We start from the raw sequence: 14,513 nt of genomic DNA, 5'->3' as shown, positions 1-14,513 counted from the left end.
GCGTAACAGATGAAAATCGGTAGCGCGATTGCCGCCTTGAGTTTTGTTATAACAGCTTCGGATGAGCCAGCGTGGGATGGGGTATTCCGCCGGTTTCTCGGCTATGCGCTGGTGAGCTGCTGTTAGGGTGTGGTAGCGAAATGAATGACTATTCGTGTTGGTGATTCTAAGGTCTGAATGCAATAGGGCATATCCTGAGCCGCTCCCAGTGTAATACGATGGCTACCTTCGAATGGGGCGCTCACCACGCCGCCAAGAATGGCTCCGGTTGCTCCCAGGGTAGGGCGGGCACTCCATTCGTGGGCTTCAGGCAGGCGGATTCCAGTGACGGCAATCTGCAAGAGGCGCGGTGAGCCGAGATCAATAGGGAGGCCAGATCCATCTTCATAAGCGGTTGCCGCCCAGCCTGAGCTGTGCCATTGTGGGATGCCTTCGCCGTCATACGTGACTGTGACGGAGGTGGCGTCGGCACTAATGCTTATCGGGAGTAACTGGGTAGAAGATTGTGGCCAATTAGCTGAATGAGCCTCATGATCTGGGGCGATGATCGGGCAATCTGCGGGTAGCGTGCCAGGGGGTGCCTGGGTGGTAGTCGGTGCCGCTGGGGAAGCACTTGGTGAGGTCGATTCTGTTGCGGCGCTACTGCTGGGAGCTGTAGGTGCAGGAGATGAGGGCGCGCTATGCGTTGAGGAAGAACAACCGGCAAACACGCTCGCTGTGATAAGCAATATGGCAGATACGGTTATGCGCTTCATGGTGCCTCCCTGAGAAGAACATTACAGCTCCTTAGCCTAGTGGAAAGTTCCCCTGCGCGGTTGAGGTGACTAGAGTGGATCGCATGACGAAGACACGTATTGCCTTAATCTATGGTGGCAAATCGGGGGAGCATGCAATTTCATGCGTGACGGCAGGCGCAATTATGCGGGCGATGGATCCGCAGCGTTACGAGGTGCTCCCGATCGGGATTACGCGTGATGGGAATTGGGTGCCGGGTCATGCTGATTTGGCGGAATTGTCACTTGATCGCGGGCTGCCAGAAGTGCCGGATTCTGCTCAGCGTATTGTCATTCCAGCCGGCGATGGTTCGCAGTCTGCCCTGCTCATCGAGGGGCAGAACGTAACAGATTTAGGTCGTATTGATGTTGCGTTTCCGGTACTGCACGGTCCTTTTGGTGAAGATGGCACTGTTCAGGGTCTGCTGGAGATGGCGGGGATTGCCTATGTTGGTTGTGGCGTTTTAGCTTCGGCTGCAGGCATGGATAAGCACTTTATGAAAGTGATTTTGGCTGACGCAGGATTGCCGGTTAGCCCGTATGTGACGATTACGGCGCAGCGTTGGGCGACCGAACCGCAAGCGGTCCGAGCGCAGGTTGCCAACTTGACCTTCCCGTTGTACGTCAAGCCGGCGCGAGCGGGATCGTCATTGGGGATTTCAAAGATTACGGATATTGCTCAACTTGATGCAGCGATTGCGCAGGCGCAAGAGCACGATCCGAAAGTTTTGGTCGAAGAAGAGGTGCGCGGTCGTGAGGTGGAGTGTGCAGTGCGCGAGGGGCGTGCTGGGCAGCCGCCATGTGCCTCGGAGCTGGGGGAGATTATTATTGATTCATCCCAAAAAGAGTTTTACGACTTTGAGCATAAATATGTGGCGACGGACTCGCTAACGTTGACGATTCCTGCGCAGCTTGAGGAGAGCGTCAGTGAACGGGCGCGTGAGTATGCGGTGCGTGCTTTTAGCGTTTTCGGGTGCGAGGGGCTGACGCGAGTCGATTTCTTTATTACTCCAGACGGGGATCCCATCATCAATGAGATCAATACGATGCCTGGTTTTACGCCGTTTTCTATGTATCCGGCGCTGTGGGAAGCGGCTGGGATGAGCTATTCAGATTTGGTTGATGAGCTTATTGTGTTAGCGCAGGAGCGTCCACGCGGCTTGCGTTAATGCGTTACTGATATTGGGTGGCCTGGCGGGGGCGAGTGTTCGCAGGTCGTCTTTGTGTTGGTGCTAACTGCACGTCCGAAGCAGTTGAAATGTGGATTATTTCATATTGAGCTACGGTTTTACTCTTCGTATAATACAAATATCAACAAATGTATGTGGTGGCATTAATTCCACAGCGGAATAGCTCTCTCAGTAGTCGCTTTATGTATTGCGTGCTGTTGAACTGAACGCGATATAGCGCCATCACAAGCAGCAGAGATAGGAATAGGAGCAAGGAGATAACTATGAAGATTGTTTATATCGTCGGATCCCTCGCGCAGAATTCATTGAACCGTACATTGGCAGAAACTCTCGTGGAGCTCGCCCCGCACGGAGTTGAAATGGTGGAAGCACCAATTCGTGACTTGCCGCTTTTCAACCGCGATCTTGAGCAAGATTTTCCGCCAGTTGCAGCAGAGTTCAAATCCCTGGTGGCCTCGGCAGACGGAATTCTCTTCGTCACCCCCGAGCATAATCGTTCCTATTCGGCAGCAATTCACAACGCAATTGAATGGACCTCACGCCCCTATGGGCAGTGGGCACTTGCCGGTAAGCCTGTTGCCACCATCGGCGTATCTCCCTCAGGAATCGGTACCGCTGTTGCGCAACAACAACTCCGCAGCTCATTGCTATTCTTCGGCACAAAAGTTATGGGGCAGCCGGAAGGGTACGTAGATGGCAAGCGCGCCGGTCTTGTCGATCATGGGAAAGTGACGGATGAGGCAGCACGTGAAGTATTGGCGCAGTTCATCTCCTCTTTCACCCAGTTCGTACAGGCCCAGGCGTAAATACACTGTGACGCGCGGGAAGATCTCTACAAGTTCTACCGAGCGATAATAGGAGTTTGCTGGTAGCTAGCATGTGTATGACGGCATTATTGCCTTATACAGGTGTGCTGGTCGCCAGCAAACTTTTTATATCCGTGCCGTTCTGATGGGGGCGGTGGCTTGGCCGATGCGGTTTATGGCAGTGATACCTGCTGTGATGCGAGCTGTGGCGGCAGCTTTGTAATGACTGACGAGTGAGGTGTTCGCTTTCTATACCTGGTGAAAATACTGGTGTGGCAGACGGCTAATAGGTGGCGACGAACTTGGAGCTATGACCGCAATGGTGCGATACATCCTGGGATAGTAACGCAGATGAACCCTATATTGCGTAGTCCTCGTGGATATGTGTCGCAAGCGCGAAGTGAAAGGATCGGCTTTCTTGTGCGGCAAAGCCGGTTTTATTGTGCGCTACGGTGCACCATCAGATGAAGATCCCCCTGAACGATGACTTTTCTTAGCAACGGAGCCTCTCAACGCAGAACTCCCAAGGCGTATTCGCTCAATATGCCAAGGATATATTCGGTTGCATAAGATGCCTCTATGCAGATTTCACAACTCTCTGAAGACGACATCCTTGCCGAAATTACCCCGATTCTGCCAGTAGGATCGGCAACACGTGTGCCGTCAGGTGATGATAGCGCCGTCATGCGGCTTACCGGAGAGTTGGCAGTTTCCACCGATATGCTCATTGAAGGGCAACATTTCCGACGAGATTGGTCCACTGGAGTGGACGTTGGCGTGCGCAGCGTCATGCAAAACTGTGCGGACGTGGTGGCAATGGGGGCCCGCCCCATATCTTTAGTGATTTCATTGGGATTACCTCCTGATCTGGAAGTGACCTGGGTGCGTGATTTTGCTCAGGGGCTACGGCAGGCATGTACTCCAATAGATGTGGGTATTGACGGTGGCGATCTAGTTCGTGCGGAACACATTGCAATTGGAGTTACCGTCCTCGGGGATATGGATGGTTTTTCTCCAGTATGCCGACGTGGCGCACAAATTGGAGATCGGGTGATCCATGCAGGTCACCTGGGTCATGCACGCGCCGGATACGAACTATTACAGGCAGGTTTTGGAAAAAGACCAGAAAGTGATTCGGAGGAAGAATCGCCAGCGTTGCTTGATACCACTACCGAGCAGGAATATATCCAGCTCATTGAGCTCTTTCGCCGTCCGGCTCCGCCACTTGAAGAAGCGCTTGTTGCTGCGCGCAGCGGCACATTGACGGCAATGATGGACGTTTCCGATGGTTTGATTCGTGACGCAAAACGTCTGGCCCGTGCGAGCGGAGTATGGATTGATATTCACCAAGGAGCAGATTATCGGATTGGCGATTTAGCTCGGGCGGCCGGGCGCTTACGCGCCTCGCGGCGGGAATGGGCCCTAACTGGCGGAGAGGACCACGGATTCTTGGCGACAATCCCCGCCGATGCGCCAACGCCGCGAGGATTTCACGAAATCGGGCTCGTGCGCGGAGCCGCGCAAGGTCGCGTTACTGTTTTGGGGCGTGAGGTATCAGGGCTAGGCGGCTGGGATCATTTCAGTTCTGAACCAGGCGCATAATCAGGGCAGCGACGGAATCCGTCATTGGGGGCAAAACCCAATGCGCGATCTCGCGCACGCCCGCGGAAGCGCCCGGTGCTCCAATCGGATGACCGATCTGCGTCAACCAGGCAATATCGTTATCCGAATCCCCAACTCCGAGCGTGCGCTCCGGATCGAGATTGCGGGCAGCAAGTGCGTATTGGATACCATCCCATTTAGTAATATCTGCGGGCATAATATCGATAAAGAAATCATGTGCGCGCACTGCTTGCGGAAATTCTGCGTGAACAGCCGAGAAATACCGATCAATCTGTTCGCATGTTCCTGCTAATGAGGCTTTCGTGATATCTGCGGTGTTCAGCTCGGATAGGGGAGTAACGGATAACCCCTCTGAAGAGTTCTCCGTGACTTCCAAAACCCCGTGTCGTTCCAGCGCATCGCGGTCTGTATAGATCTTTTCTGGGCCAAAGTAGAACGGAACGAACCCGGTTTCATCGCATAGGGTAGTGAGCCGAGTAATCTCATCAACGCTCATTCGATGTTCGACAACGACGTCGTGACCATCCCACACCACAGTTCCTCCAGCGGAGACAACCCATCCGGTAATCTCGGCTCGGTGTAATAGATTGGCTGCACCGTGCAAGACTCGGCCGGTGGCCAACGTGATAGGGATTCCAGCGTCGGATAATGCCCGTAGAGCTGCGATCGTCTCCTCGGAGGTGCTGGAATCTTCGCGAGAGAGCGTGCCATCAATATCGAAAACAGCGCTCGATATATCGGCGATAGACCAGGGGAGGTTCTCCAGATCGAGTTCTTGAGCGTTCACGAGGACTCCTCACATCATTCATCATTATTAGCCGATGATGACACGCGCATTGCAAAGATATGCCTTGTAGATAAGCAAATATTCGGCGGTGTTTAGCCGTGGCAATAATGAGATAGCTGACGGCAGTGCAGGGTAAGAGCAGGTAAAAAATTAGCGAGAATCGGAGTGATCCTCGCCAATATGAAGCATGAAGCTTTTAGATGTTGCGCGTCACCTTGCCAGCCTTGAGGCAGGAGGTGCACACGTTCAGACGCTTAGGGGCGCCCTTGACCAGCGCGCGCACACGCTGAATATTCGGGTTCCAACGACGGCTGGTACGCACGTGCGAGTGCGAGACCTGCTTACCGAAACCAGGGCCCTTGCCGCAGACTTCACATACCGAGGCCACGGTGATCTCCTTCGTTAGGCGGTGGGCGCAACGCGCCCGTTGAATTGCAACTTAAAAAGTCTAGCTGACGCAAGCGGAAGAAACCAAGGTAGTGGTAGTGGCATTGCGCACGCTAACGGACATTGTGAAGATATGGCGTCGGATGCTGTGAGGATATACCGTATTTCGTCTGCCGCGATGTCGCGCGCCTCAGGAGCCTGCCGGTGCCGGTAAGGTTACCGACGGAGGATGAAATATGGGCAAGTTGGCGCATAGTGCGATTGTAAGCGAGGAATGGGGGCCGTTAGATCGCCCCCTTGATCGGATACTCGGGACTCGCACGGCGAACGCGCTCGGAAAACTAGGGCTATCCACCTGCGGTGATCTTCTCGCTCACATCCCATTTCGGCTTGCACATCGCGGAGAACTACTGCCTATTGAGGCGGTCCACGAGGGCGATACCGTTACTGTGGTCGCACGAGTTATTGATTCTCACGTGCGTCCAATGAACCGCCGTCGTGGCTATTTGCTATCTGTTCGGATCGCTGACGGTGCGCATACCCTGTCATTGACGTTCTTTGGCAAATCTGCACGTCCACTGAATTACCATGCAACTCGCCTCGCGCCAGGGACGCTAGCAACGTTTTCTGGAACGATCTCTTCGTATCGGGGAGAATTGCAACTATCACATCCGGAGTATGAGGTTCTTGATACGGCTAAGGATATAGATCCGGAAAAAATCGCCCAACCTATTCCCATTTACCATGCCAGCGCGGCGATTCCCTCGTGGAAGATTCACGCTGCAGTCGATATTGTTTTAGATCACATCACGGCAGCCGACGTACCGGATCCACTACCTGAGGACTATCGCGCTGAACATAAGTTACTTACTGCCTATCAGGCCATGTACGCGGCACACCGCCCAAGTTGTGATGACGACTGGCAGCGCGCCCTGCTGAGATTCAAACACGAAGAAGCCTTTATTTTGCAGGCTCTCATTGCCCAGCAGGTACACGCCAATGCCGGGATTCCCGCCCCAGCCCTTCACCCGCGCAGCGATGGGGTATTGGCTGCTTTTGACCGGCGTTTACCTTTTACTTTGACGGCAGGTCAGCGCGATGTAGGTCGAGAATTATCCGAAGAGATGGCAGTCGCAACGCCAATGCGTCGATTGCTACAAGGTGACGTCGGATCAGGAAAAACAATTGTTGCTTTGCGGGCAATGCTTCAAGCGGTAGACGCTGGCTATCAGGCAGTTCTCGTTGCGCCAACAGAAGTTCTTGCCGCGCAGCACTACGAGACTTTTCGCCACCTGTTGGGTGATCTGGCTGCTGGCGGAGAACTGGGAGCACCCGAGATCTCCACTCGTCTGGAATTGCTAACTGGCTCGCTACCGGCTGCAGCAAAACGACGAACCTTAGCGAATATTGCCTCTGGTATGCCGCAAATTATTGTCGGAACGCATGCGCTTTTTGAAGATCGGGTTCAATTGCCGCGCCTGGGGTTTGTGGTGATTGATGAGCAACATCGCTTTGGTGTCGATCAGCGCGACCGCCTGGCATCTGGATCGCATTTATTGGTGATGACGGCCACCCCGATCCCGCGTACAATCGCCATGACAACATTTGGGGAACTGCGGGTATCGACCTTGCGTGAGTTGCCCAGTGGGCGCCAGCCAGTGCAGACCGCACTCGTTCCCGCAGATAATGCGGTATGGGTCGAACGAATGTGGCAGCGGGCGCGCGAAGAGATTGCAGCGGGCGGTCGGGTGTATATCGTTTGCCCGGCAATTAATGCGGAAACCTCCGAAGCGGATATGGGCATTGATCCGGTTGAGGAAAGCAGCGTGCCTGCACAGTCGGAGGGTGCGGCGGGGCGTCGTCCCTTAGCCTCAGTTACCTCAACGGTTGAACTATTGGCCACGATTCCGGCGCTAGCGGGGATTCCCGTCGGTTATGTACACGGGCAGCTTTCGAGTGAGGAAAAATCGCAGGCGATGGCTCGTTTTGCGTCGGGGCAAACTCCGATTCTGGTGTCCACCACAGTCATTGAAGTGGGCGTTGATGTTCCGGAAGCGACGATGATGATTATCCTTGACGCGGAACGCTTCGGTTTATCCCAACTTCACCAGTTGCGTGGTCGAGTGGGGCGCGGGACGGCCCAGAGTCTATGTTTGGCGGTCTTTCACGTTCTTCCCGGTACGGTGGCGTTCGCTAGGTTGGAAGCCTTCGCGGGCACGACGGATGGTTTTGCTTTGGCGCAACGCGATGTTGAACTGCGATCAGAAGGCAATGTGCTCGGTCGAGATCAGAGTGGGCGAGTGTCATCCTTGCGTTTTGTTCGAGTGACGAAAGATGAGGACATTATTGACCATGCCCGTAGGTATGCGCGAGAGATGATCGGCCGTGATCCAGAGCTTCGGGATCAGCCGGTGCTTGCCGTGGCCATTGATCGGGCGCGTAGTGCGGCGACCGACTATTTAGACAGGAGCTGAGATGACCCGAATTGTGGCAGGAGCTGCGCGAGGGCGTACCTTACAGGTGCCAAAATCTGGGACGCGCCCCACTTCCGAACGAGTTCGTGAAGCGCTGTTTTCCCGTCTCGAACACTATGGATACGTCCGAGATTGTCGAGTTCTTGACCTATATTCCGGCTCTGGAGCTTTGGCTTTGGAGGCGGTATCTCGGGGAGCAAGCCATGCTATTTGTGTGGAATCGGATCGTCAGGCAGCCCAAATTATTCGCAGTAATGCGGAACATAGTGGGTTGAGTCAGCACGTCCAGGTGTTAATGCAACCTGTGGAAAAATATGTGAATCAGACGGGGCGTGGTGATATTGATGTGGTCTTTCTCGATCCGCCCTATGCGCTCGGTGAAGCGGAGTTAGCCCACGTGCTTGCCGCAGTGGTCGAACATCTAAAACCAGATGCGATGATCGTGGTGGAACGAGATAAACATTCCCCAGAACCGACCTGGCCTGCCGGGGTGCAGCTTGATGACGAGCGGATCTGGGGTGACACGAGAGTATGGAGTGCGACGCGCCAAGACTAACGAACTACAATGGAACCTATGACGTTAGCGTTGTGCCCCGGATCATTTGATCCAATCACCTACGGCCATATCGATATTATTGGGCGAGCTGCCCGACTCTTCGATGAGGTCGTTGTCGTCGTCGCCCATAATCGGGCTAAAACGGCAATGTTTGATGTGGCGCAACGTGTGGCAATGGCGCGTGAGGCCTTAGTGGATTACTCTAATGTTTCTGTACGCGCCTACAGTGGCTTGATTGCGGATTATGCTCGGGATCTGCACGCTAACGCCCTGGTCAAAGGGGTGCGTGGAGGAGCGGATTATGACGCGGAATATCCGATGGCGCTGATGAATCGTCAGCTCAGCGGGATTGAAACGGTCTTTATTGTGGGCGATCCGGCTTTACATCATGTCGCGTCGTCTTTTGTCAAAGAAATCGCACAATTGGGCGGGCGCTATGAGGAATATGTGCCGTCTCATGTTGCGGCAGCCCTTCAACAGAAAGTGACATTATGAACGAACAGGGTGAATCGCTCCTGGAAATTCTCGACGAGTTAATCTCGATCGTTAACGAGGCACGTTCAGTGCCAATGTCTGCGTCGGTGATGGTCAATCGTTCGGAAGTGCTTGATTTGTTGGAGACTGCGCGCGATATTGTGCCAGATCAAATCGTTGCTGCCGATTCTGTATTAGCTGAAGCCTCGAACGTCTCTGAACAGGCTCGGTTAGATGCCGACGGGATTCGCCGTCGCGCTGAAGAAGAAGCACAGACGATTATCGCCGAAGCACGGGAGCAGGCTTCGCGTCTGGTTGCCCAGGATCAAATCACCATCGCGGCTACCTCGCAGGCCTCGCGTATTCTAGATGAAGCGAAGCAGCGCGCGGATCACTTCAAGCAGGGAGCTGATGAATACGCAGCAAACAGCCTCGATCAGCTCTCTGGGCAACTCGATTCGGTTTTCCATCAACTTTCCGCGCTTGCAGAACAAATCCACGCTGGTCGGATGCATCTGAGCCAGCGAATGGAACACTAGGACGGCACATGATTACTCCCTTTGTGGTTAGTTCAGCTCGGCTGGCTCGGTTATCTCGGGAAGATCTCATCGTCGATGAGGATATTCCGGCACCAGAATCATTCGGTATCGACGTATTGACGGTCGCACCGGATGAACCTATCGGAGTTAACGTGAGAATCAGTGCCACCTCAGATGGGATTCTCGTCAACGGTCGGACCTGGGCCTGTGCCACCGGGGAATGTGCGCGGTGCTTGCGTCCGGTAAATATTGAGTTAGACCGTCCGATCATGGAAATGGTGTTCAGCCAAGACCGACGCGAAGAACTCATTGCACAGGGTGACGAAGAAGCGCAGGATTTTTTCGTGCTAACTGACGAGGGGCTTGACCTTGAACCCCTCATTCGCGATGCGCTCATTTTGGCAATGCCGTTAACTCCGCTGTGCGATCCAGAATGTCAGGGCTTGTGCCAGGGCTGTTACGAACGGTTAGACGATCTGCCGGCGGATCACCATCACGATTATCGAAATCCGGATTTTGCTGCACTTGATGATTTAGCTCGGTTGCTGGGGGAGGAGAATCCGGATGCCTAATTCTGCTGATTTTCAGCCAGATGATACGGAGATCTCGTCAGCTTCTGCGCTTGATCCAGCGAGTTTGCCGTGGGCGGTAGAGATTCCAGTGAAGATGTTGGATCTGGCCCTGACGCATCGATCGTGGGCATACGAAAATAATGCGCCACATAACGAACGCTTAGAGTTTCTCGGGGATTCGGTGCTGGGCGGCGTGGCGGCGGCATATATCTACGATCTGCCAGATGAGCTATCCGAAGGGGATATGTCGAAAATTAAGGCGGCTGCGGTTTCCGAGCGGTCCTTAGCTGAGTTAGGGCGAGAATTACGGATTGGGCAGTACATCAAACTCGGGCGCGGCGAAGAACTCTCTGGAGGTCGAGATAAGGATTCCATCCTGGCTGATACCGTCGAAGCGCTGATCGGAGCCACTTTCCTGGCACATGGTATTCTGATCGCTCGCGAAGTGATTCTGGATCTGATTCGGCCTCAGATTGATGCAGCCCGCCGGTTAGGGCCGGCTCTTGACTGGCGTACCGCATTAGATGAACGCGCCCGTGATAAAGGAATAACGGGCACATTGAGCTACAAGATTGAGGGCGAAGGTCCAGATCACGCCCGAGTGTACACAGCCCAGGTATTTATTGATGACCGCTATCTCGGAACGGGAACGGCCACATCGCAAAAAGCTGCCAAGCTGGAAGCCTGCAAAGCAGCATACTACGCCTTGGGCGAGGAATAAGGGCGCTGTTTCTCGTGCCAGAGCTTCCCGAAGTTGAGACGATTCGTCGCGGTTTGGCACGCCATCTTATTGGGCAGACGATAGCGCGAGTAAGCGTCGATCATCCGCGGGTGATTCGCTCTTGCCCGCAAGGTCTTGACTCCTTAGTTGGGCGCAGGATTACCCAGGTGGCTCGTCGTGGAAAATATCTGTGGTTTGTGATCGGGCGTGACGAGGCACTCATTGCACACTTGGGGATGAGCGGGCAGTTTCGCGTTGATGCTGCGCAACACCGCCATCGGCGGGCGGCATTGTGGCTGGATAATGGGGTACGAGTAGATTTTATTGACCAGCGCACCTTCGGTCAGCTTCGTTTAGATCGCTTATGCCCGACGCAAGACGGCTATGCCGGTGGATGCGGCACTGACTATGCGTTGATCCCGGAAAGTATTGCGCATATTGGTCGTGATCTACTTGATCCGTACCTGCAATACCCGGATATCATCACGCAGGTACGAGCAAAAAGCACCGAGATTAAACGGCTGTTACTTGACCAGCAACTTGCTTCTGGAATCGGCAATATATACGCCGATGAGGCGCTATTTGCGGCTCAGATTCACCCGCAGATGCTTAGTTCTCAGATGTCACCTCAGCAAATTGCGCAGCTGTATGCGGCTGCGCGTGAGGTGATGCAAGACGCTGTTGAGGTGGGTGGCACCTCATTTGATTCCCTATATGTGAACGTCAATGGGGAATCTGGATATTTCTCACGAACTCTGCAGGTGTATGGTCGGCACGGTCTTGCCTGCTACCGTTGCGGGGCACAAATTGTGCGGCAGACCTTCATGAATCGAGGATCGCATTTTTGCCCGAACTGCCAGCACCTGCCTTAGTGCGCCATGCTGAAATATGAGGCATTTTCACGGTAAGATCAGCGTGTGATGAGCAATGATATCTCCGTAATGATTATTGATGACCACGAGGTCGTCCGTCGTGGTATTGCCGAAGTTGTTGATCGGGCAGACGGGTTGACGGTGGTTGCGGAAGCCGGCTCAGTGATTGAAGCGGTCCGGCGAGCCAAATTAATGGCGCCTCAGGTGGCCCTGGTTGATTTGCGGTTACCGGACGGAACGGGCATCGATATTATTCGATCCTTGCGCGAGGATGTACCGAACACTAAATGCATCGTGTTGACCTCATTTGACGATGATGATGCTCTAGCAGAATCGCTGGAAGCAGGGGCGAAAGCATACCTGTTGAAATCGGTACGAGGTGCGGAGATTACGGAAGTCATCCGAGCAGTTGCTGAGGGGCGCGTGCTTTTAGATGAGCGAACGGTTACTCGTCATCGTGCCGATCACAATGATCCGACGGCAAATCTGACGCCATCAGAGCGGAAAGTATTAGATCTCATCGGAGATGGGCTATCAAACCGCGAGATTGGCGATCGGCTTGGCGTGGCCGAAAAGACGGTGAAGAATCACATCACCTCCTTGCTTTCCAAGATGGGAATGCAGCGCCGGACCCAAGTTGCCGCATGGGTGGCAGGTCAACGAGCAGCCGGATGGCGTAATCAAGCCGGTGGGTGATATTGAGCCTGGCTGTTAGCCAAATGCCGACGAAGAAAGAGTGCGAGTTGTTTGGCTGGCTGCGTCCCGCGCCCAAAATCCGATATAGAAAGGGCGCGGGTTTCGCTGTATTTTTGTGTGTGGGCTAGTACTGGCTACGTAGATTGCTGTGCGCACCGCGGCATAGGCGTATATGGTGAGTGCTCTGTTTTCTTTACCCTGATTATTTTTGCCGGGATGAGAAAGAATACGGCAGGCATGCTGGCGCATTCAGGCTGGCACATGCAAGCGCCTCGGCGTATCACATGCGGCAATAACAACGCTACGCTGCAACAACGCAAAATCCACAGCCACTAACAACACGATATTGTGCTAGCGCAATGCTGCCTAGCTATCAGCGGATTACTGCAGAGGTACTCGCCATTCGAGCATAGTGCCTGAACGCCCATCATCGCGCACTCCGATAGTGAATGTGCCATGATGGCGGCGGGCACGGGCCGCAAGATTCGATAGACCAGAGCGGCGTTCGCGGGTATGGGCGATACCAGCCCCATCGTCAATGACGCGGATGATGACGTCGTGGGAGCAAACAGCCAGATCAACAAAGGCGGAGGCAGCTTTCGCGTGTCGAGCGGCATTCGAAAGCCCTTCGCGAACCACGGCAACAACATCATCAGCAATATCGCTGCCGACCGCATCGTCAATGAGATGATCGTCCGGGGCTGATAGGGTTGCCCCGTTGTATCGCACCACCAATGATGGAGCAAACCCGAGGGCCTGGCGAGCAACTGAGGTTTCATGTTGGAGCCGAGATACCAGCGTGGCGGAGGAGCCGCCATCCCGTAGCGAGTGAACAATATGGCGGATCTGTTTGACGGAGTCATCAATGGCGCTGATTGCGTCATCTAATGCGTCGGTGATCTCTGGGCCGAGTTGCCGTTTATCCATTTCTTCTCGGACTGCGGTGATATGCATACCGGAGGCAAAGAGCTGCTGGATAGCAAGATCATGCAAGTCACGTGAGATTCTGGCACGTTCATCTAATTCCGCTGCAACTTCTTGGGCGTGGCGCGCCTCTGCCAGTTCAATGGCGATAGTGGCCTGTTTTGCCACATTTTCTGCCATTGATAGATCATGTAGGTTGAATTCACGTCGGCCAGGATAACGCAACAACAGGATGATTCCTCGCCCAACACCATGAGACACCATTGGGGTATAAAGGGCTGGTCCGAATCTGCGCAGTGCCGTCACGCGCACCGTTCGTAGTCGTTGCATAGAGTCCACAACCACGCCGCTTTGTTCTCGCATGACGGTTCGGGCGCGCCCCTCCGGTGGAAATGCCAGACCAATTAGTGCATGAGATTCGGCGGGATCGTCGGCATCGACAATTTCAGAGATCCAGGTTTGCTGGATGGACGGCAAAATAATTATTGCCACGTCGGAGCGAGAAGCGAGACGCATTTGATGAGCGATGGTCTCTAAGGCTTCATCTTCATCTGAGCCTTCTAAAAGACTTGACATAATCATTTGCGAGGCAGTTAGCCACCGAGCTCGATTTTCGGCGTCGGCATAACGCTGTGAATTGACCACTGCAATCGCGGCTGCGGCAACTAGGAACTCAACGTGTTCTCCGTCGGTGGAAGAAAAATCCGTGGGTTTATCACATAGATATAACCGCCCCCACACTTGTTCATTGACGATAATCGAAATACCCAGCATATTGCGCAATGTGGGATGTCCGTCGGGCAGTTCTCGAATGTCGAAGCTATTGTGGATCAGCCAGGAATCGTGGGGGAGTCCAGTGAACGCATCAGCAGTGATACGCGGATGGGGAATGACGGCAGGTTCGTTTTCTCGGGCGCCATACTGGATGAACTCAATGGTTTCCCCATGAGAATCGAGGACGTTGACTGCTCCGAAACGTGCGCCAGTGATATGACAGCCAGCTCGGATGAGCTCTTGTAGCGCGGCAACTCGGTCAAGTGTGCCCGAGATACGTAAGGCATGATGAAAAACATCTTCCGGAGGCGCGTACCGCATAGCTTTCCCTTCTCTTCGTCCTCG

At 54.1% G+C, this 14,513-nt stretch carries 15 protein-coding genes; 11 read left to right on the top strand and 4 right to left on the bottom strand.

Going from position 1 to position 14,513, the window contains the following annotated elements; translation table 11 throughout:
• Nucleotides 1–122 precede the first annotated feature (122 nt).
• Nucleotides 123–755 (bottom strand): hypothetical protein, encoded by a 633-nt coding sequence (locus ACLHIJ_RS04315; protein WP_411298535.1) that lies wholly within the window; start codon nucleotides 753–755, stop codon nucleotides 123–125.
• Between the two features lie 83 nt (nucleotides 756–838).
• Between ACLHIJ_RS04315 and ACLHIJ_RS04310 the strand changes: the two genes are divergently transcribed.
• The 3 genes from ACLHIJ_RS04310 to thiL all read left to right on the top strand — a co-directional run bounded on the left by ACLHIJ_RS04310 (nucleotide 839) and on the right by thiL (nucleotide 4,371).
• Complete coding sequence (locus ACLHIJ_RS04310; protein WP_411298533.1) at nucleotides 839–1,942, top strand: D-alanine--D-alanine ligase family protein; 1,104 nt, start codon at nucleotides 839–841, stop codon at nucleotides 1,940–1,942.
• A 284-nt stretch (nucleotides 1,943–2,226) separates the two neighbouring features.
• The gene (locus ACLHIJ_RS04305; RefSeq protein ID WP_411296827.1) at nucleotides 2,227–2,769 is read left to right on the top strand and encodes an NADPH-dependent FMN reductase; all 543 of its coding nucleotides are present in this window, start codon (nucleotides 2,227–2,229) and stop codon (nucleotides 2,767–2,769) included.
• A 579-nt stretch (nucleotides 2,770–3,348) separates the two neighbouring features.
• Nucleotides 3,349–4,371 carry a thiamine-phosphate kinase gene (gene thiL / locus ACLHIJ_RS04300; RefSeq protein ID WP_411298532.1) on the top strand — a complete coding sequence of 341 codons (1,023 nt, stop codon included), beginning with the start codon at nucleotides 3,349–3,351 and terminating at the stop codon, nucleotides 4,369–4,371.
• Here thiL and ACLHIJ_RS04295 read toward each other — a convergent pair.
• Together ACLHIJ_RS04295 and rpmB are read right to left on the bottom strand one after the other, a co-directional pair.
• On the bottom strand, nucleotides 4,349–5,179 hold the full coding sequence (locus tag ACLHIJ_RS04295) for an HAD-IIB family hydrolase (RefSeq protein WP_411298531.1): 831 nt from the start codon (nucleotides 5,177–5,179) through the stop codon (nucleotides 4,349–4,351). The two genes, thiL and ACLHIJ_RS04295, sit on opposite strands and share 23 nt — an antisense overlap.
• Nucleotides 5,180–5,375: 196 nt before the next feature.
• Entirely contained in the window at nucleotides 5,376–5,567 is a 192-nt protein-coding gene (rpmB, locus tag ACLHIJ_RS04290; RefSeq protein WP_411297491.1) for a 50S ribosomal protein L28, read from the bottom strand.
• 235 nt (nucleotides 5,568–5,802) lie between these two features.
• Between rpmB and ACLHIJ_RS04285 the strand changes: the two genes are divergently transcribed.
• The 8 genes from ACLHIJ_RS04285 to ACLHIJ_RS04250 are packed head-to-tail and all read left to right on the top strand — an operon-like array spanning nucleotide 5,803 to nucleotide 12,470.
• The gene (locus ACLHIJ_RS04285; protein WP_411298530.1) at nucleotides 5,803–8,040 is read left to right on the top strand and encodes an ATP-dependent DNA helicase RecG; all 2,238 of its coding nucleotides are present in this window, start codon (nucleotides 5,803–5,805) and stop codon (nucleotides 8,038–8,040) included.
• 1 nt (nucleotide 8,041) lies between these two features.
• Nucleotides 8,042–8,596 (top strand): 16S rRNA (guanine(966)-N(2))-methyltransferase RsmD, encoded by a 555-nt coding sequence (gene rsmD, locus ACLHIJ_RS04280; RefSeq protein WP_411298529.1) that lies wholly within the window; start codon nucleotides 8,042–8,044, stop codon nucleotides 8,594–8,596.
• Between the two features lie 18 nt (nucleotides 8,597–8,614).
• On the top strand, nucleotides 8,615–9,091 hold the full coding sequence (gene coaD / locus ACLHIJ_RS04275) for a pantetheine-phosphate adenylyltransferase (protein WP_411297487.1): 477 nt from the start codon (nucleotides 8,615–8,617) through the stop codon (nucleotides 9,089–9,091).
• Nucleotides 9,088–9,609, top strand: a complete 522-nt coding sequence (locus tag ACLHIJ_RS04270) for a hypothetical protein (RefSeq protein WP_411297486.1) — start codon at nucleotides 9,088–9,090, stop codon at nucleotides 9,607–9,609. Before coaD ends, ACLHIJ_RS04270 begins: the two co-directional genes overlap by 4 nt.
• Nucleotides 9,610–9,617: 8 nt before the next feature.
• Complete coding sequence (locus tag ACLHIJ_RS04265; protein WP_411297485.1) at nucleotides 9,618–10,181, top strand: YceD family protein; 564 nt, start codon at nucleotides 9,618–9,620, stop codon at nucleotides 10,179–10,181.
• Nucleotides 10,174–10,902, top strand: a complete 729-nt coding sequence (gene rnc, locus ACLHIJ_RS04260) for a ribonuclease III (protein ID WP_411297484.1) — start codon at nucleotides 10,174–10,176, stop codon at nucleotides 10,900–10,902. The genes ACLHIJ_RS04265 and rnc overlap by 8 nt, the downstream gene beginning before the upstream one ends.
• A gap of 14 nt (nucleotides 10,903–10,916) precedes the next feature.
• On the top strand, nucleotides 10,917–11,774 hold the full coding sequence (gene mutM, locus ACLHIJ_RS04255; RefSeq protein WP_411298528.1) for a bifunctional DNA-formamidopyrimidine glycosylase/DNA-(apurinic or apyrimidinic site) lyase: 858 nt from the start codon (nucleotides 10,917–10,919) through the stop codon (nucleotides 11,772–11,774).
• Nucleotides 11,775–11,822: 48 nt separating this feature from the next.
• Nucleotides 11,823–12,470: a response regulator gene (locus ACLHIJ_RS04250; RefSeq protein ID WP_411297495.1), complete on the top strand. Its 648-nt coding sequence runs from the start codon at nucleotides 11,823–11,825 to the stop codon at nucleotides 12,468–12,470.
• 381 nt (nucleotides 12,471–12,851) lie between these two features.
• On the opposite strand, the gene ACLHIJ_RS04245 is transcribed toward ACLHIJ_RS04250, so the two are convergent.
• Nucleotides 12,852–14,489, bottom strand: coding sequence for a GAF domain-containing protein (locus tag ACLHIJ_RS04245; protein ID WP_411297482.1), 1,638 nt, complete (start codon nucleotides 14,487–14,489; stop codon nucleotides 12,852–12,854).
• Between the last annotated feature and the right edge of the window lie 24 nt (nucleotides 14,490–14,513).

Source organism: Trueperella sp. LYQ141 (genome assembly GCF_046599555.1).
Taxonomy (GTDB): domain Bacteria; phylum Actinomycetota; class Actinomycetes; order Actinomycetales; family Actinomycetaceae; genus Trueperella.
Note: the sequence above shows the minus strand (reverse complement) of the source record. Positions and strands in the feature narration are given on the sequence as shown.